The following is a 17,541-nucleotide window of genomic DNA, read 5'->3' as shown; positions in this document are numbered from 1 at the left end:
AATGTTGCTTTTTAGATGGTTAAAAATGTACTGACAGAACTCTGTTCTTCATCACCATTTCGGGGTTGCTTGTGTAGCGTTGGTGCAGGTAGAAATGGTGTGAGCCGAAGCCGTAAAGGAAAAACTTGTCAAGTTCGTGCTTCTCGGCAAACTCCTTTACGCTCTTTCTCAATTCCCCCTCACTCGTTGTGAGAGTGAGGAGGTTCACAAATTCAAGGAACATCGTGGGGATTGCATCATCCCACACACAAATCATACTTTCAATTCTTACTTCCATATCAATGTTGTTTTAGGGGTTATGCTATGCCGCTTTCATCCGCTCACGGATAAGGTTGGCGTTCTTGTTCACAAGGTCTATGATGCGCTCGTGATATTCGGTGTCCTGGTTGTGCTTGCCGTGGCACTGCACCACTTCGAGGGTTCGCAAGTCCACCTCTACGGTTTCAATAATCTCATCGCCAATCCTTGCCGATAGTATGAGGGTGTCGGCTTTCTTGTAGTATCCACTGCCAAACACGCAGATGCCCTGCGTCTTGCCCTCGTTGTAATACTCGTCTATGCTTTCAAGCACCTTGACGATTATTTCCTCGTCCGTGATTACCAAGCCGAAGAATTTGGATTTGTTGGCGATGAAATCCTCCGCATCTTTCTTTCGTTGGAGTTGTCGCTGTTGCTCACGCTCACGCCTTTCAATCTCCCAACGGCGTTGCTCTGCGGCTCTTTCCTTCTCGTGTATGGCTTCAATTTTTCGGGTTGCGTTGTCGTGTGCCGCCATGAAATCTTCGGGACAGATGTTCTTCGGGTTACGGAGGTCTTGACCGAGTTTTTTGAGCATACGCAGATAGTCGCACCACATTGAGAGGTTGTCTATCTGATACTTGTGACGCTTGGCAATCAGATATGATGCCCAACATTCATCGGCAGTACGGGTATTGAAAAGAAAGTGTTTCATGACCTCAATCTCACCGCCTTTCATAAGGGTTTCAATTCTTGGGTCTGAAAGCAAGGCTTTGAAAAGACGCACGGGGGAGATGCCGTGGAAATCGCCCTTGAAGCCGTTACGTCTGAGTTGGGGCAATATCCTCATCTTTGGATATGCACAGCTTCTTGCCACCACATCATCGTATAGGCTGTTGTGCGGTCTTACCTCCATATCGCTGCCTAATGCCCACACATCGCAATAGCAGAAAAGGAAGCCACGGAGCAACGCCATGTCCGTAACCTTGCCGTCGGGTGAAATCCAACGCTGCACGACCTCGTGGCAGTAGAAACGCATCGGTTCGCCTTTCCTGCTCTCGCATCTGACCTGCGCCACGCGGATTACCTGATACCCTTTGCAGGTGGTTATCACGCTGAAATTCTGCGTTTCCTTGTAGATGCGTCTGCGTGTGTCCTGCACTTTGAGTTCGGCATGGCATTTGGGGCAGGTGCAGCCTTCAAGGGTGTCGCATAGTCCGCTGTCGCTGTGCCACTCGTGACCGCAGTCGGAACAGGTGATGTTCCCTTTCTTGGTGCGGTAGCCGATATGCTCAACGCAGTGGCGGTATGCCCAATCTATTTGTGTCGCTGATATGGGGCGAAGGTTGGCGGAAAGTCTTGCCACCTCTTTCTGTATCTTGGTCTTCGGTTTCATAAGCCTAAATCAAATAATGAGGGTTGGGGTTGGTTTTCTTTTCTCGCTGACGGTCTGTGGCGGTTCTGCAACTTGCGGAGTTCCTCCTCTTGGTATTTGCGGACAGCGTTCTGACGTGCCTCCGCCTTTTCCTCTGCCGTGAGTTTCACAACGTGGTTCACAACCACTTGGCAGTCCATCGGTTTGCCCACCTCTATCTCGTTTTCCTCATAGTAGTGGATGGCTTGCCCGAATATCTCTCCGTCCGTGAAACCGTTGCAACCGCTTTTCTGCACATAGTTCAGAATGTGGGTCACGCACTCGTCCATGTTCTTGGCAGGGTTGCGGTACTTCTTTGCAAATAGCGCATCTTCCTCCGCACGCTGTTCCAAGTACATATATATCGTTCTCTTGAAATGGTCTGTTCCTTTCATATCGCTGTCATTTTTAGATTATCTGTTTCAGTATCTCTCTCCAATAGGTCGGCTCTACCTCGCTGAGAAGGAAGTCCATGAAATCCCTCCGTGCGTCCTTGTTCAGTTCGTGGTACAATCTTCGGAAAGTTTCAAAATTGCCGTTGATGTACGTTTCCACCATATACACGAAGATGTTGTCCACCTCGTAATATCTGCACTGCTGCGCTGCCGTCTTGCTGTTTCTTTTTGCCATGTCGGTAAGGGTTAAAGGGTGAATAACCAAAGGATGAAGCCAAAGAAGGCAATGGTGGAAAGGATAGCCACGATTACACCTATCGCCACTCGGAACACTCCGTTTACAATCTCTCTGATGATGCCCCAAAGGATGCCGAACACCCCGAAGGCGGTGCGCATCATCAAGCCGCATATCGCCAACCCGATGTGTTGCGCCATTTGTCTGAAATTTGCCGTTGCCGTCATATCTTCGCTGTTTTTGATTTTTTTGTTTTTAATGCGGATTCAAGAGCTGAGGGAGTTGAGTTTCAAACTATCTTATCTGCCTCTCGTTTATCCGACATTTTTTTTATGCGTCTTTCTGTCGCATCGGTCGTTTTCGTTTCGGGTGCTTGAAAAGGTAGGGATTAGGGAATGCAAGGTTTTTCGGTCAAAATACTACCCGCAGGGCTGGAGATTTTTACCGAAAACAGGAGGCTTGACCTTGCTTTCCCGTCCAATCCCGGAATTACCTTTGCGCCCAGAACGAAAATGACTGACTGATGCGGCTTACTGAAAGGCGCAAAATGGAGGTAAACGAAAACAGAGGCAGATTGTGTAGAAAAAAACTTCAGGGGAAAATCCGTAAAAAAAAGAATCACCAAAAGGAAAAAGACATCACCGGAAGCGTGAAAAGGGCAAACCACAACAAAGGAAGTATGATTGTTTCCGATCCGACGGAACTTGTTCAGCCGGGTGGCAACAATCATTCTTCCCGGTTTGTCCGGCTGTGTGTGGGCGCCTGTTTCATTCATGGGGCAGGCTGACACACTCTGCATTCACTTTCCGCTTCCGGCAAAAGAGACAGCGAAAAAAGAAAAATCATTTGAAAACCCGTAAAAGCACCTCTTGGCATAGGCGCAAAAGAAAGGGGCATTGCTTCATCTGTCTAAACATCGTTTAGGCGTGAGGCAATGCCCTTTTCTCCAGCTATGCGGTAGTCGGCACACGTTTGTTCCAAACTCGTTTTGGGCAATGGTGTGCCGACGGACAATACCGCTTTTACGGAAAATTCTTATGAATGAGGGGATAAAAAACGGGAGTTTATATCAAAATCTCGAATTAAATAGCTACTTTTGCATACGAAGAGTTCTTTGAAGGTTACGCAACGCGCAGAAGGATAATGCAGTAGATAACTAACTAAATCGTAACCTATTACTATCAAGAGCAATTAACCTACGCTCATTTCCAATAAATTACACTCTTTTCGTAACTTCTATTCGCAAATTTATGATTGTTATTTTATCATGGAATTACCTAACGACCCGATGATGCTTTTTAGCGTTATCAATATGAAACTCAGAGATAATTATTCTTCTTTAGATAAGCTGTGCGATGATATGCATATAAACAAAAGTTCCCTTATCAACAAATTGAAAGATGCAGGCTTTGAATACAGCGAAGAACATAATAAGTTTTGGTAACCAGGCATCAAACTATAACCGATGTCATATCCAATTCAATTTCTCCAAAGTCTATCAAAGCGTTAAAGAGGCGAATAGATGAATATTCACGCAATTCCTCTGCTGTAATATCCTTGGATGTTATCATCCCGGAGTCAAGCAAAGCGGCTCTTTTCGTCCCCAGCAACAAAGGCCGAGCCGGCGTCAGCCAGCTTTCACCATTCCATAAAGCTACATTACAGATAGAAGTATCCGTCAGCAAGCCGTTACGGACTATCAGAACATCATCCCTTCCCATGCGTTGCGCATACAAATCATTCAGCAAATGCCGGTCCGTACTTTTATATCTATAGTCCGCATCATCGCAAACAACCAATTGCAATGAACGGACAGGACGCACGTAATACGTAAAATATTCTACCTTTACAATATCTTCAAGATATTCAACCCGGCATTTGGTTCTCTCGCCGTAAGCCTCCGGACGGATATAATCCGATACATCCAAATTACAGTCCATAACACCCAACACCTCACTCCGCGTCCGGTTCATCCGTTCGTTATGATACGGAAGATTATAGATCTTCCCGTCTTCAACACGTATTGTTTCAATAAATGGGTACATATACTTTCTGTTTCATTTCATCATATTCTTTCTGCAAATCACTTTGGGCGGTAATGCCTCCTCCGCTTTTAAAGAACATAGAATTATCCCGTTGTTCCAGAAAACGGATCATCACCGCGCTATCCAGACTTGAGCCGTCAAAATAGCCCATCACTCCTGTATAGAAACCACGTTCGTACGTTTCGGCTTCTTCTATAATCTGCATGGTCTTTTTCTTAGGCGCACCGGTAATAGAACCGGCAGGTAACAGATTAAACAGAATATCGCCTATCCGGCTATGCCAATCTTCCGGCAACAAGCCGGTTACTTCCGAACTTACTTGCAGCAAGCATCCGTTATTTGTCTGCAGCTCATCAATATATCGAAAGCGGGGGACAGATACTTTCCGGGCTGCCGTACTCAAATCATTCCGTATCAAATCTACAATTGTAGCATGTTCTGCCGTTTCCTTGCTGTCGTCCAATATACGCGTCCGTGCGTTTGGCAAGGTTGCATCTATAGTTCCTTTCATCGGATACGAACAAATGGTATTGTTTTTAATCCGTATAAATATTTCAGGAGAAAAAACGACGAAACGTTCTTTCCACAAAAGTTTATATTTGGCGACGGAATGATAAAAGATCTCTTCCAGTGAAAGATTTGTTTCTACCGGTGTTTCACAAGTCAGGTTAACCAAATAAGAATTACCAACATGAATATTCCGTTTAACAATACAAAATGAATTTGAATAAGCGGGAAAAGACATCGGATGAGGATGCCACACAATAGGGTGAGATAAAGGTTTCATTTCTTTATCCGGGCTATTTGAAAAGCCATTCAAATCGTACAACAAGTCTCCGGGATTAACCTGTTGTTGTTTCTCCACGTAAACCTGTTGTTGCTTATAATCTATTATAAATACAAAAGGCTCTCCCAATGTTCCCAAATGGTTCATCCGGGAAACAGCTTCCTGTTTCGTATATAAATTCATAAAAACCTATAAAAGAAAACGTTCGGTCAGCCCACCAAAAGCATCTATCCGGCGATCCCGGAAGAAAGGCCACCAGCACCGTACATTCTCGCTACGGGACTTGTCTATATCCACAATGCGTACTTCTTCCCTGTCATTCGTAAATACGGTAAGCAATTCTCCCTGCGGACCGGCAACGAAACTATTCCCCCAAAACTGAATACCTTTTGTCTGCCCCGAAGGATCGGGTTCATATCCTGTACGATTGACCGTAACAACCGGCAAGCCATTAGCAACGGCATGCCCTCGCTGAACCGTAACCCAAGCATCCAACTGGCGTTTCTTTTCATCATCCGTATCACTGCTTTCCCAGCCTATGGCCGTAGGATAAATAAGGACTTCCGCTCCACGCATAGCCATCAACCGGGCAGCTTCGGGATACCATTGATCCCAACAAACCAGCACGCCCAACATTCCTACGGATGTAGAAATAGGTTCAAAGCCCAAGTCGCCCGGCGTAAAATAGAACTTCTCATAATAAGCAGGATCATCGGGAATATGCATTTTCCTATATTTTCCGGCAATAGAGCCATCCTTCTCCAAAACAACCGCTGTATTATGATAAAGTCCGGGAGCTCGTTTTTCAAAGAGAGATAAGACCAGAACAATGCCTAATTCTTTAGCCAAAGCGCCGAAGGTTTCCGTTGAAGGTCCGGGAATCGTTTCTGCCTGATTAAATAACTCCGTATTTTCCGTTTGGCAAAAATACAGGCCGTTGTGCAATTCCTGCAATACTACCAGTTCCGCACCTTGCATAGCACCCTTGCGAATATTCTGCTGTAACTTCTCGATGTTTGCAGCTATATCACTGCCGTTCGACTGTTGAATTAATCCTACTTTCATTCTTTATCTACACTTTAAACTCCAATTATTTAATAAATCCTTCCGGGTATTGCATCGTTACACAATGAAGTGATCCGTGTTGTTTGATTAACGGCAAGCAATTAATGCCAACAATTTCGCGATCAGGAAAAGCGTTTTGTAATGCAGCTTTAGCTACTTCATCTTTGGGAGAATTATAGAAAGGGACAAGTACGGCACCGTTAATAATCAAAAAGTTGGCATACGTTGCCGGCAAACGTTCTCCTTCCCACTCCACTTTATCTGCCATTGGTAACGGAATCAGTTTATAAGGTGCACCATTCTTTTGGGTAAAAGACTTTAACTCATATTCCATTTCCTGCAATTCATCAAAATGTTCATCTTTTTCATCGGTACACTGCACATACGCAATTGTGTCCGGAGCGCAGAAACGGGCTAATGTATCGACATGGCTGTCTGTATCATCTCCTGCCAAATAACCACTTTCAATCCAAAGGATGCGGTCAAGGCCAAAAATTTCTTTTAAATGGTACTCAAGTTGTTCCCGGCTTAAATATTCGTTCCGGTTGACGGAAGAAAGACACTCCACCGTAGTCAGTAAAGTTCCTTCCCCATCGGATTCTATACTTCCTCCTTCCAATACAATTGGTTGCATATTTACCGGGACAACTTCCTCTGCAAAGGTTTCGGCATGAAATAGCTTTCTGGTAATCAGATTATCCAGACCGGCTGCAAATTTCATTCCCCAACCATTGAATACAAAATCATAGACGATTGGTTTTCCATCATCAAAGATAGAAATGCCGCCATGGTCTCGAGCCCATGTATCATTGGTTTCCATTTCACGAAAAACAATCCGGCTATAATCCACATTGCCTAATTGACTACGGACAGAAGCCTCGTCCGGACAAACAACCAACAGTTTTTCCCTCTTTATAATCTCCTTTGCGATTGAAACAAAACAGGGTATTACTTCATCCAACACAGGAGCCCAATCAGTGCCTTGATGCGGCCAGGTAAGTTGCACGGCGCTTTGACAATGCCATTCTGCCGGTACTATTATTTTCGTTTCCATTTATTTCTTTTTCAGTTACAATTCCATCATGCAATGCATACATAAACTCTTGCAAATGTAATCATTTCCTTAAAAATAGTTCAAACGCCCAAACAATATCTTACCACCAGATGACACTGGCACCTTTTGCAATCGTCTTTTTCATTTTGTTTGTTGTTATTCCTTCGACAACATAGTAGAAAACACCTTTGGGTATACATTGAACGTCAAGATCATTCTTGTAATCTCTATTACTATAAATAACTCTCCCATCAGGTGTTATTATAAAAAGACTTATTTGAATAAAAGATTCTATAGTATTTATTTCAACCTTGTTATTATTAAATGATATAACATTCTGATTTAAAATGCGCTCATTTGAAACCGGAGGGGTCATTCTTTTACATTCGGCCGCAATTGTAACATCTTCTTCCATTATCAAACTTCCCCCGTTTGCTATATCTATATTATTTGCCGTTACCCTCGTTACTTCATAATCCGAGTTTGCAATTACATGGACTTTAACTTGTGTACCGTAATTTAAGAATCGAAGAGAAGATATATCAAGAGGATCCCAACGACCCTGATTGAATACTTCTACGCGGATTATCCCATTATCCGGCTGTACTACGATTAACGTACACGGTTTAAGGGAGAATACTGCCGACAAATACAAATCATCCACCAAAGAAACCGTTTTTGATACATGCGTATTTCTTTCTCCTACTCCGGGAAAAGAAGTCAATTCATGTCCTATGGCCGGCTGTGCCCATGCTTCAACCGACACTCCCACTGGTACTCGAATGGACTGATAAGAATCATATTCCACAGGTATTTCATCCTCAACCTGAACTTTTATAGTAGGACCTGAGTTTGCCGGAGTTACCCTGGCAATCAAATCCCGCATCTTTCGTACAACCACCGAGGTAATATCAACATCGCCAGAAACAGGTATATTAAATGTATATTCGTAATCCAGACCCGATACAGAAGAAAGAACAGGTACATTATTTCCTCCCATAACAGCAGAAAAAGAACTTACTTCATACCAGGTATCCGATGATCCACCTACTGACGGCATAGTAATGATAACTTTCAGATTATCCCCGTAAGACAATACATCCGTCCCTGCGGTAACAGGAATTTCTATTCCTCCCACAATTTTTACCACCTTCAAAACAGCAGCATTACCAGGATCGTTTAAAGAAAGGTCATAATTAACCCAGTCAAATCGGGCTTCTACCTTGACATCCGCCCCTGGCATCGGAAATTCATATTCAATCGTACCATTAGCAAGAGGGGTTGTAGATGAACCATAAGTATTTCCCGATATCGCATCTTTTACCGCTACCTCCTTACATTCTTTCCCTGTTTCCGGCGGTACAGCGGAATAAGCCTTTAATATTTCACCCGCATACACCCGTTCACCATTTGCAATGTCCGTCCCATAATTTACCTGATACCGCGGAATATATTCCACCTCCAATGCTATGTTTGCCCTCGCCGGGAGTGTACTATACACATATGTCCCTGAAAAGCCAGACTGTTTTATGATATCTCCCTCCTTGATACGAACAGCATATCCGGCCTGAGAAGTAACATTCAAAGTCAAAACCCCATTATAATTCACTTTCGTATTTCCTCTATCATACAAAGACGAAGTCCCCCCAGTTAAAGTCATACTACCGACTTCCGCCAATGTCTTTCCGGAAGGTAATACCACATTCAAAGCGACCTCGTAACGATCTACTTCAAAGGCAGTCGCCAAATCCATATCTTTATTCAACGGCTCAGACCATGAATATCCCTCGTTGTTCTCTAGCAAATTAATATCCTCATTAGGTATAACAGCTTTATTTACAATCTTCCTGTCTGCATTAAACACATAACCGGCAACGGTTTCCCTAGCTTCCAACATCAAATTCGCACCAGCACCGGGATACCAATATTCTTGATCCGGAACAAGCTCTTCCGTAATACCATCGGCTTCAACCTTCACGGCAAACGAACCAAAATTTGCGGCGGTATATTTCACACTATAATAGGTATCCACTGTTCCACCAAACCAAATTTCTCCGCCGCTATGTGCAGTCGAGATGACATAGCTAATATTCCCGGAAGTAGAGGGAGGCGGAGAGGTGGTGGTAATCGTCCCTGTCCACTGCGGTACACTATTTATCGTAAGCGATTTACATCCTATAGAGCTATTATTTGCAGTAATTACACTTTGTAAGACAGAGCCTGTCGGAACAATAGCACCGTCCGGAAGATTCACCCCGTCTTTACTTACCACCACAGTTGCCCCTGTCGGCGAAACAATCCGTACTGTACACTTTCTGACGAAGGTCGCTGTAATTTCCAAATCTTGATTTAAGCTGTATGGAGAAGACAATGCATTTCCATTTTGGTCTGTTAAGGATATTAAAGTATCGCTCGCTGCCGTTTCCGTTTTAATTGTTAACAAAGAACCTTCCACCCGGGTATCTCCTTGAGCGATATCTCCTTCCGTCGTTTCATAAACGTTTAAATCATTCCCGATACTGCCGTTAGGTTGAACGATCTCCCATTTTACGGAATAGGTTTTCGTCGACTGATAAATTTCAGCCTGGATCTCCGTTTGACCTTCCACGGTAAACGCACGGGAAGCTAATACCGATTCCGTCCCTGTTGTAATCTTATCCAGGGATTTCATTCCATAACTCCGGTCACACTCCCATTCGATCAGGATTTCCGTACCATATGGAATATAAGCTGTTGAGGTTTCCTCCGCTCTATCCAATTCAATAAGCACACTTCCCGTTGCTATATCCTTTAAAAGAATTTTTCCACTCGTTCTCTCTGTCCCAATTTTGTTTAAGGTAACCGGATATTCTTTTGGCTTAAAAGAAGCATTCACGGTTAAAGCCTCTTTCACCTCCTGTTCCGTCCCTGAAACAATATTCGTTTGTCCGGCAGAAGTAGAAGTCAAAGTCAATACGTCCAGCAAACAGTGTTCATTGGTGGGAGTAGCAGTGACTTTGATTTTATCCAAATAATTCGCCTTCCCCGGACTACCAGTATAAGATGTCCAGCCTGTTTCTCCGTTTTGTTGTCTTTCCACCAGCAATGTTCCAAAAGAAGGAGTAGTATTCACATAAGTAATTTGAAATTCATCCGGGACAAACACAAATTTGACAGTCACATCCTGTTCTATCGACGGCAAGCCTACAGAACTATTACCAACCTGTTTCACTCCATCCACCCAAATCTCAGAACAATGATAACCCGTTTTAGCCGCAGGCTCTAAAGTCAGTGAAGAACCATAGCTTACCCGCTGATCCGCTCCTAACACCGGAGTGGTGTTCACCCCATTAGTAGCACCAGTCGGCTGATCAATTTCAATCGTAACCAAAGGTCTCAAACGAGAAAATTGTGCGGAAAGGATAACATTCTCTAATACGGTCCATTGCTTGGTACCATCAGGCACAGCCTGCTGACTTCCATCGCCAAGTTGTACTTTTAATGAATTAGGCTTGTATTCATATCCCACATTGGCCAAAGGCTGTATCGTGATCACCTCTCCGTAAGCAGTTTCTATTTTCTTGCCACCACCATCGATGTTTATTTCCGTTCCCGGGGTAACTTTCAAGTCACCGTTACTGCAATTCCAGTACACCGTATATTGAACCGGTTCAAAAACGACATCGATGACCAGACCACCTACCCGTATATCCGCTACCCTATCAACAGCGGAAGTTAAGTCTTTAGGATTAGAAACTCCATCGGCATCATAAATTTTGACCGATTTTATCCCATATCCCGGATTATTAGCAACGGTTATCGAAAATGTCTTATCTGCACTATATTCCACTGCTTTTTGAAAATTCGCAGACCCGAGAGGCAATGTATACGTTTCTGCATCCTTATTGTTCTTTACAGTCAATTGCCCCATATCCGGATCGTTTACCTGCAATATTACAGGATAAGAGCAAGGTTTAAATTCAGCTTTATAACATACATCCTCCTTCACCTGAATTCCGTTATCTTTCCCTACTTTATCTTTTACCGGAATATCTGATGATTCTTTTGATTGCATAAAAACAGCATCGCAATAATAGCCGGGAAAAGAAACTGTATCCAACCGAATAAATTCATTATCATATACAGTTATACTATTCTTATTCGTTCCATCCGGTATTTTTAACTTATCACTTTGGCGGGTAATTGATAAAACTCCAAACTCAGACTCTTCTGTGGTTACGACAATAGATGGAGTTAAAGCTATCTTTATTATAATATCATTATTTACTTGTGACAATGTGTATACGCCATTAGCATCAGGATATAACTCTGTTTCACTCCCCTCTCCTTGCATTATAACCTTATCACTTGTAATGCCGGCAATAGAACTATAATCTAATTTAAACAAATAACTATCTCCCGACTCAACTTTTGTTGAATCGTAAGTTACTTCTCCAATCTGTTGTATTACTGATATTCGAGAAGATTTAATAAAATGTATTTTATGAGATTGTGATAATTCGTTCAGAGAAAGAGGCTCCGGAACATCTAAAGCTGGAAATAAATTGGTTTCTATTATATTTCTTTCAAATATTGCTTTTGTCGTAAATGCAATATCCAAAGAAAAACAGTTCTGAGTAAAAATAAAAGAAGAACATAAAATAAACATCAACAAGGATTCAATCCGCTTATAAACCGGCCATGCACAACCTTTGGCTTCAAATAACAACCGTAAATTGAAAGAAAGCCAACGAATGTTTATATACCTCCATCTTATTCTACTCTTAGAATACGCTTCAAAAAGCGAAATTAGTTTGTATTTCTTCATACAATAGCCCAGTTTGTCCCAAACAAACTATTTTTTTAAGATTAGCACAATTAAAAGTTCATTCTCTACAGATACCAATGTTACAAATATAAAAATTTTTATGAAAGATATATATATGTAAATACCTCATTTTATGGCGTTAATTCTGTCAAGTAAAACATGATATATGAATAAGTTAATCTATATCATTACTGGAATTCTCATCCTAAAACCGAAAGTTATTTTGAAAATACAAAAGAAACAGGTAAGCTCAGACTTTTTAAATCAAGGAGAATAAAAAAACCATATCGAAGTAAATTCTTTATGGTTTCATAAAAACAAAGATGTATACATATTTTAACTCTATATAAAAAAGGCTGAATAACTTTTTTATTGTTAAACAGCCCTTTCTCTACACAATGAATAGTGTAACCAATAAACTTAAGATTTCTTGCAATCGCAAGAAGAATATGCTACTAACATCCAAACCAACTTTTCTTGTTCCTTCAAATAGTCGCTCATCAAAGCAACTGTAGCTTCATCGCCTGCTTCCGAAGCAAGAGAAAGCAACTTACGTTCTTCCGCAATAAACTGGCTATACGTATCCAGAATATTTTTCAATGCGTCATCTCCGCATGAAACGTCCGAAACTTCTTTGACTCTCGCAACCTTCAAATATTCACTGAATTTATTTACAGGTGTTCCTCCTAACATTAAGATACGCTCTGCCAGTTCATCAACTTTTTCTGCCGCATCATCATATAATTCTTCAAATTTACTATGAAGAACAAAGAAACCATGTCCTTTGATATTCCAATGGAAACCACGAAGATTTGTATAGAATACCTGGTAGTCTGCCAAAAGTTGCTGTAAAGCTGATACTACGTTATTTGCTGCTGATTCGTTTAAATGGATAAAATCTAATGTTTTCATACTATTACTTTTTTTTAATTGTTATATATTCCGTTTTCTTGTATTGCAAATATACGACACGAATAAACCGTTGTCAAACAGATAATTTCTATATCACTATAGACACACTTTATCAAAGTATGGCAAGTTGTTTTCAGAAAGAGCATGTCAATATATCAGGGATTATTTTTATCTTTGTACAATTAGGCTTTATTATTCAATATATGATAAACATTTATGAATATACAACAACTTGAATACATACTGGCTGTCGATACTTATCGTCATTTTGCCAAAGCTGCTGAACATTGCCGCGTAACACAACCCACTTTAAGTATGATGATACAAAAGCTGGAAGATGAACTTGGCATCAAATTATTCGACCGTAATCTCCAACCCGTACGTCCTACACCCGCCGGGCGCAAAGTAATAGAACAAGCCCGTAATGTATTATATCAGGCTTCTTTAATAAAAGACATTGTAAACGAAGAAGAACAGACTCTAAAAGGAACTTTTCGCCTGGCAGTGTTGCCTACAATCGCGCCTTATCTGCTTCCCCGTTTTTTTCAACAGATAACGGAAAAACATCCGGATATGGATATTCGTATTCTGGAGATGAAAACCGCTCCTACAATGGCCGCTTTGCAAAACGGAGAAATAGATGCCGCAATAATCGCAAACCAGCCTGTAGAAGCACAACTGCAAGGCGATATATTATATTATGAGGAATTTTTCGGTTACGTAGCGAAGAGTGAGCCTATTTTCAAAAAAGAACTGATACGTACATCTGACATCAGTGATGAACGCCTTTGGCTGTTGGATGAAGGACATTGCTTCCGCGACCAGCTGATGCGTTTTTGCCAAATGGAAAAAGTAAAACTACATCAAGCCTCTTACCGTTTGGGAAGCCTGGAAACTTTTATGCGCATGGTTGAAAGCGGAAACGGTATCACATTCATTCCTCAACTGGCCACCTACCAGCTCAGCAATGAACAGAAAGAATTGATTCGCCCGTTTGCCATCCCTAAACCTACCAGAGAAATAGTATGGGTCACACGCAAAGATTTTATCCGGCATACCATCGCCGGTATTTTAATAGAAAGTATCAAGAAATCAGTGCCTAAAGAGATGCTTAGTTTACAAGCTTTTCAAAAACTCGTATAAAAAAGAGTGTATCCGTAAAAAAAATATCACTTTTTGTTTGTAGTTTCCAAAAAAGCGTTACTTTTGCTGCATCATTTAAAACAAACAGAACAAATGAATCGATTTAGCTTTACATACTTCTTTTATTACTTTTACTTTAGCAAAGTGAAGGCAGGAGTTTGTATGTAAAGAATTGATGATGACTAATTGAATGTATCAATAAAACAATATAAAGTCCTGCCGAATTCGGTGGGACTTTTTTTGTATAAACAAGTTTTGAGTAAAAAGAAAGAAGATGAAAAAGAAAGTAGCAATTCAGGGAATAGACGGTTCATATCACGATATTGCCGCCCGTAATTATTTCGAAGACGGAGAGATAGAAATCATTCCCTGTAATACATTTCGAGATGTTATCACAACAATCAAGAAAGACCCGTCTATTCTCGGTATGATGGCTATCGAAAACACAATTGCCGGAAGTCTTTTGCAAAATCATGAATTGATACGGGAAAGCGGATTGAATATTATTGGCGAATACAAATTACGCATCTCCCATTCCCTTGTTGCTCTTCCGGGAACCAACATTCATGATATAAAGGAAGTCAATTCTCATCCTATTGCATTGATGCAATGTACCGATTTCCTTGATACATTACCTCATGCCAAAGTGGTTGAGAAAGAAGACACAGCTATGAGCGCCCGTTGGATATCGGAAAATCAATTAAAAGGACATGCCGCCATTTGCGGGAAACTGGCTGCCAAGATATACAAGATGGAAGTTCTTGCCGAAGGAATAGAAACCAACAAACGCAATTTCACCCGTTTTCTTGCCATTGCAGACCAATGGACTGCCGATGAGATGCTACGGGGAGTCGATAAAAACAAATCATCCCTCGTATTTGCACTTCCCCATACAGCCGGCAGCCTGTCGCAAGTCCTTTCAGTCCTTTCTTTTTACAATATGAATCTTACCAAAATACAATCCTTGCCTATCATCGGTCGCGAATGGGAATACCTGTTCTACATCAATCTGACCTTTACAGATTTTACCCGTTACAAGCAGGCTTTGGATGCTATCAGACCGTTAACAAAAGACTTAAAAATATTAGGCGAATATGCAGAAGGAAAACAAAGTGTGTAATATTACACCGGCTGCACGCGTAAACAGCGTACAGGAATATTACTTCTCTAAGAAGTTAAAAGAAGTAGCCGAGATGAATGCCGCAGGCAAAAATGTCATTAATCTCGGAGTAGGCAGTCCGGATCTTCCTCCGTCTGAACAGACTATCGAAACATTGTGCGAACATGCACATAATGCCAACGAACACGGTTATCAGCCATATGTAGGCATACCTGAATTACGTCAGGGTTTTGCCGACTGGTACAAGAAATGGTATAATGTCGAGTTGAATCCAAAAACGGAAATACAGCCATTAATCGGATCAAAAGAAGGTATCTTACATATTTCGCTGGCATTCCTGAATCCGGGAGACGGCGTTCTGGTACCAAATCCCGGATATCCGACTTACAGTTCTGTCTGCAAATTAGTTGGAGCAGACTTGAAATATTATGAACTAAAAGAAGATTTAAACTGGCAACCGGACTTTGAAGAACTGGAAAAAATGGATTTGTCGAATGTTAAACTGATGTGGACAAACTATCCCAATATGCCTACCGGGGCTAATGCCAGTATAGAACTATACGAAAAGCTGGTTGCTTTCGGACATAAACATGGTATTATTATCTGCAACGACAATCCTTATAGCTTTATATTAAACGAACATCCGCTTAGCATCTTAAGCATACCCGGAGCCAAAGATATTTGCATAGAGCTTAACTCCATGAGTAAAGCCCACAACATGCCCGGTTGGCGTATGGCAATGCTGGCATCAAATGCTCAGTTTGTGCAATGGATATTGAAAGTAAAAAGCAATATCGACTCCGGCCAGTTCAAACCGATGCAGCACGCTGCCGTAGAAGCCTTGAAAGCCCCGAAAGAATGGTATGACAATATGAATCGCACCTACCGGAGCCGCAGGGATTTAGCAGGACAAATTATGAATGCTTTAGGTTGTACATACGACGAAAAACAAGTCGGTATGTTCCTTTGGGGACGTATTCCGGATGATGCAAAGGGCAGTGAAGTCATTGCAGATAAAGTATTGTATGAAGCCAATGTATTCATAACTCCCGGATTTATCTTCGGTAGCTGCGGAGAACGCTACATCCGTATTTCACTTTGTTGTAAAAACAAAACATTGGAAGATGCTTTAAACAGAATAAAAAAAGTAATCAAATAACACTCTATAATTATGGAAATGAAAATTGAATCCATTGCATTGCCGGGCGTAGACCCCAAACGTCCTATCGTAATAGCAGGACCTTGCAGTGCAGAGACAGAAGAGCAAGTCATCGAAACAGCTAAAGATCTTGCATCAAAAGGTATTAAGATATTCCGTGCCGGAATCTGGAAACCCCGTACAAAACCGGGAGGGTTTGAAGGTATCGGAGCACAAGGCTTACAATGGCTAAAACACGTAAAGCAAGAAACCGGCATGTATGTTTCTACTGAGGTTGCAACAAAAGACCATGTATTTGAAGCGCTAAAAGCCGGCATCGACATTCTATGGATCGGGGCTCGTACAACGGTTAATCCATTCGCGGTACAAGAGATAGCAGATGCCCTTAAGGGTGTTGATATTCCTATCTTAATCAAGAACCCGGTAAACCCGGACCTTGAATTATGGATCGGTGCTTTCGAACGTTTGTACGGAGCTGGTATCCATCGCCTAGGAGCTATCCATCGTGGATTTAGCTCATACGATAAAAAAATCTACCGTAACCTTCCGTTATGGCACATTCCTATCGAACTGCGCCGGCGCATGCCTGAACTTCCTATATTCTGCGACCCTAGTCATATAGGTGGAAAGCGCGAATTAGTAGCTCCCCTTTGTCAGCAGGCTATGGACTTGAGCTTCGACGGTCTGATTGTTGAATCTCATTGCAATCCGGATTGCGCATGGAGCGATGCGGCCCAGCAAGTAACTCCTGATGTTCTGGACTATGTATTAAACCTTCTGGTTATACGTGATGCAAACCAAACAACAGAGAACTTGGCAGCTTTACGCCGGCAAATCGATGGCATAGACGAACAATTGCTGGAATTACTGGCAAAACGTATGCGCATTTCGCGTGAGATCGGTGTTTATAAAAAAGAACATAATATGCCGATCCTCCAATCACCGCGCTACAGCGAAATCCTTGAAAAGCGTTCCAGCATGGGGGAACAAATGGATCTTAACACAGACTTTGTAAAGGAGATATTAAAAGAGATACATGAAGAATCTGTACGTCAACAGATGATTATTATGAACGAACAATAATACGCCAATGGGCTAATTGCTAATATGCCAATAATAAACGAAAGCAATTGGCATATTGGCACATTAGCCAATTAAATAATTATTC

General features: G+C 41.8%; 17 protein-coding genes. 5 read left to right on the top strand and 12 right to left on the bottom strand.

The features are described 5' to 3' along the window. Positions 1 to 19: 19 nt before the first annotated feature. The 6 genes from C1721_RS11250 to C1721_RS11220 all read right to left on the bottom strand — a co-directional run bounded on the left by C1721_RS11250 (position 20) and on the right by C1721_RS11220 (position 3,056). Positions 20 to 277, bottom strand: coding sequence for a hypothetical protein (locus tag C1721_RS11250; RefSeq protein WP_004291531.1), 258 nt, complete (start codon positions 275 to 277; stop codon positions 20 to 22). A 24-nt stretch (positions 278 to 301) separates the two neighbouring features. Continuing rightward, positions 302 to 1,633 carry a PcfJ domain-containing protein gene (locus C1721_RS11245; protein ID WP_004291532.1) on the bottom strand — a complete coding sequence of 444 codons (1,332 nt, stop codon included), beginning with the start codon at positions 1,631 to 1,633 and terminating at the stop codon, positions 302 to 304. Continuing rightward, positions 1,630 to 2,046, bottom strand: coding sequence for a PcfK-like family protein (locus tag C1721_RS11240; protein ID WP_004291533.1), 417 nt, complete (start codon positions 2,044 to 2,046; stop codon positions 1,630 to 1,632). The genes C1721_RS11245 and C1721_RS11240 overlap by 4 nt, the downstream gene beginning before the upstream one ends. Positions 2,047 to 2,059: 13 nt before the next feature. Next, complete coding sequence (locus tag C1721_RS11235) at positions 2,060 to 2,281, bottom strand: hypothetical protein (RefSeq protein ID WP_004291534.1); 222 nt, start codon at positions 2,279 to 2,281, stop codon at positions 2,060 to 2,062. Between the two features lie 11 nt (positions 2,282 to 2,292). Then, positions 2,293 to 2,508, bottom strand: coding sequence for a hypothetical protein (locus C1721_RS11230; RefSeq protein ID WP_004291535.1), 216 nt, complete (start codon positions 2,506 to 2,508; stop codon positions 2,293 to 2,295). Between the two features lie 161 nt (positions 2,509 to 2,669). Further along, the gene (locus C1721_RS11220) at positions 2,670 to 3,056 is read right to left on the bottom strand and encodes a hypothetical protein (RefSeq protein WP_009126113.1); all 387 of its coding nucleotides are present in this window, start codon (positions 3,054 to 3,056) and stop codon (positions 2,670 to 2,672) included. A gap of 492 nt (positions 3,057 to 3,548) precedes the next feature. On the opposite strand from C1721_RS11220, the gene C1721_RS11210 reads away from it, so the two are divergent. Beyond that, the gene (locus C1721_RS11210) at positions 3,549 to 3,725 is read left to right on the top strand and encodes a DUF4250 domain-containing protein (protein ID WP_102408423.1); all 177 of its coding nucleotides are present in this window, start codon (positions 3,549 to 3,551) and stop codon (positions 3,723 to 3,725) included. A gap of 7 nt (positions 3,726 to 3,732) precedes the next feature. Here C1721_RS11210 and C1721_RS11205 read toward each other — a convergent pair whose 3' ends face one another. The 6 genes from C1721_RS11205 to C1721_RS11180 all read right to left on the bottom strand — a co-directional run bounded on the left by C1721_RS11205 (position 3,733) and on the right by C1721_RS11180 (position 12,951). Further along, positions 3,733 to 4,326: an aminotransferase class IV family protein gene (locus C1721_RS11205; RefSeq protein ID WP_102408422.1), complete on the bottom strand. Its 594-nt coding sequence runs from the start codon at positions 4,324 to 4,326 to the stop codon at positions 3,733 to 3,735. Further along, positions 4,310 to 5,296 carry an aminodeoxychorismate synthase component I gene (locus C1721_RS11200; RefSeq protein ID WP_102408421.1) on the bottom strand — a complete coding sequence of 329 codons (987 nt, stop codon included), beginning with the start codon at positions 5,294 to 5,296 and terminating at the stop codon, positions 4,310 to 4,312. Before C1721_RS11200 ends, C1721_RS11205 begins: the two co-directional genes overlap by 17 nt. 6 nt (positions 5,297 to 5,302) lie before the next feature. After that, positions 5,303 to 6,178, bottom strand: coding sequence for a carbon-nitrogen hydrolase (locus C1721_RS11195; RefSeq protein ID WP_102408420.1), 876 nt, complete (start codon positions 6,176 to 6,178; stop codon positions 5,303 to 5,305). A 25-nt stretch (positions 6,179 to 6,203) separates the two neighbouring features. Continuing rightward, complete coding sequence (locus C1721_RS11190) at positions 6,204 to 7,232, bottom strand: agmatine deiminase family protein (protein ID WP_102408419.1); 1,029 nt, start codon at positions 7,230 to 7,232, stop codon at positions 6,204 to 6,206. A gap of 100 nt (positions 7,233 to 7,332) precedes the next feature. Further along, positions 7,333 to 12,039 carry a hypothetical protein gene (locus tag C1721_RS11185; RefSeq protein ID WP_102408418.1) on the bottom strand — a complete coding sequence of 1,569 codons (4,707 nt, stop codon included), beginning with the start codon at positions 12,037 to 12,039 and terminating at the stop codon, positions 7,333 to 7,335. A gap of 420 nt (positions 12,040 to 12,459) precedes the next feature. After that, positions 12,460 to 12,951 (bottom strand): Dps family protein, encoded by a 492-nt coding sequence (locus tag C1721_RS11180; RefSeq protein WP_102408417.1) that lies wholly within the window; start codon positions 12,949 to 12,951, stop codon positions 12,460 to 12,462. A gap of 216 nt (positions 12,952 to 13,167) precedes the next feature. Here C1721_RS11180 and C1721_RS11170 point away from each other — a divergent pair, with 216 nt between their 5' ends. The 4 genes from C1721_RS11170 to C1721_RS11155 all read left to right on the top strand — a co-directional run bounded on the left by C1721_RS11170 (position 13,168) and on the right by C1721_RS11155 (position 17,456). Continuing rightward, a complete protein-coding gene (locus C1721_RS11170; protein ID WP_102408415.1) occupies positions 13,168 to 14,094 on the top strand; it encodes a hydrogen peroxide-inducible genes activator in 927 nt (308 codons plus the stop codon). 274 nt (positions 14,095 to 14,368) lie between these two features. Further along, on the top strand, positions 14,369 to 15,214 hold the full coding sequence (locus C1721_RS11165; protein ID WP_102408414.1) for a prephenate dehydratase: 846 nt from the start codon (positions 14,369 to 14,371) through the stop codon (positions 15,212 to 15,214). After that, positions 15,189 to 16,373 (top strand): pyridoxal phosphate-dependent aminotransferase, encoded by a 1,185-nt coding sequence (locus C1721_RS11160; protein WP_102408413.1) that lies wholly within the window; start codon positions 15,189 to 15,191, stop codon positions 16,371 to 16,373. Before C1721_RS11165 ends, C1721_RS11160 begins: the two co-directional genes overlap by 26 nt. Before the next feature lie 18 nt (positions 16,374 to 16,391). Then, entirely contained in the window at positions 16,392 to 17,456 is a 1,065-nt protein-coding gene (locus C1721_RS11155) for a bifunctional 3-deoxy-7-phosphoheptulonate synthase/chorismate mutase type II (RefSeq protein ID WP_102409427.1), read from the top strand. The last annotated feature ends 85 nt before the right edge of the window (positions 17,457 to 17,541 follow it).

The sequence above is a fragment of the Parabacteroides bouchesdurhonensis genome, assembly GCF_900186615.1.
Classification (GTDB): domain Bacteria; phylum Bacteroidota; class Bacteroidia; order Bacteroidales; family Tannerellaceae; genus Parabacteroides; species Parabacteroides bouchesdurhonensis.
The sequence above is the reverse complement of the archived record's forward strand: the minus strand, read 5'-3'. Positions and strand labels throughout refer to the sequence as shown.

Coding starts and splice junctions, on each gene's coding strand:
- C1721_RS11250 (WP_004291531.1), bottom strand. CDS start 277: ATGGAAGTAAGAATTGAAAGTATGATTTGTGTGTGGGATGATGCAATC.
- C1721_RS11245 (WP_004291532.1), bottom strand. CDS start 1,633: ATGAAACCGAAGACCAAGATACAGAAAGAGGTGGCAAGACTTTCCGCC.
- C1721_RS11240 (WP_004291533.1), bottom strand. CDS start 2,046: ATGAAAGGAACAGACCATTTCAAGAGAACGATATATATGTACTTGGAA.
- C1721_RS11235 (WP_004291534.1), bottom strand. CDS start 2,281: ATGGCAAAAAGAAACAGCAAGACGGCAGCGCAGCAGTGCAGATATTAC.
- C1721_RS11230 (WP_004291535.1), bottom strand. CDS start 2,508: ATGACGGCAACGGCAAATTTCAGACAAATGGCGCAACACATCGGGTTG.
- C1721_RS11220 (WP_009126113.1), bottom strand. CDS start 3,056: ATGAATGAAACAGGCGCCCACACACAGCCGGACAAACCGGGAAGAATG.
- C1721_RS11210 (WP_102408423.1), top strand. CDS start 3,549: ATGGAATTACCTAACGACCCGATGATGCTTTTTAGCGTTATCAATATG.
- C1721_RS11205 (WP_102408422.1), bottom strand. CDS start 4,326: ATGTACCCATTTATTGAAACAATACGTGTTGAAGACGGGAAGATCTAT.
- C1721_RS11200 (WP_102408421.1), bottom strand. CDS start 5,296: ATGAATTTATATACGAAACAGGAAGCTGTTTCCCGGATGAACCATTTG.
- C1721_RS11195 (WP_102408420.1), bottom strand. CDS start 6,178: ATGAAAGTAGGATTAATTCAACAGTCGAACGGCAGTGATATAGCTGCA.
- C1721_RS11190 (WP_102408419.1), bottom strand. CDS start 7,232: ATGGAAACGAAAATAATAGTACCGGCAGAATGGCATTGTCAAAGCGCC.
- C1721_RS11185 (WP_102408418.1), bottom strand. CDS start 12,039: ATGAAGAAATACAAACTAATTTCGCTTTTTGAAGCGTATTCTAAGAGT.
- C1721_RS11180 (WP_102408417.1), bottom strand. CDS start 12,951: ATGAAAACATTAGATTTTATCCATTTAAACGAATCAGCAGCAAATAAC.
- C1721_RS11170 (WP_102408415.1), top strand. CDS start 13,168: ATGAATATACAACAACTTGAATACATACTGGCTGTCGATACTTATCGT.
- C1721_RS11165 (WP_102408414.1), top strand. CDS start 14,369: ATGAAAAAGAAAGTAGCAATTCAGGGAATAGACGGTTCATATCACGAT.
- C1721_RS11160 (WP_102408413.1), top strand. CDS start 15,189: ATGCAGAAGGAAAACAAAGTGTGTAATATTACACCGGCTGCACGCGTA.
- C1721_RS11155 (WP_102409427.1), top strand. CDS start 16,392: ATGAAAATTGAATCCATTGCATTGCCGGGCGTAGACCCCAAACGTCCT.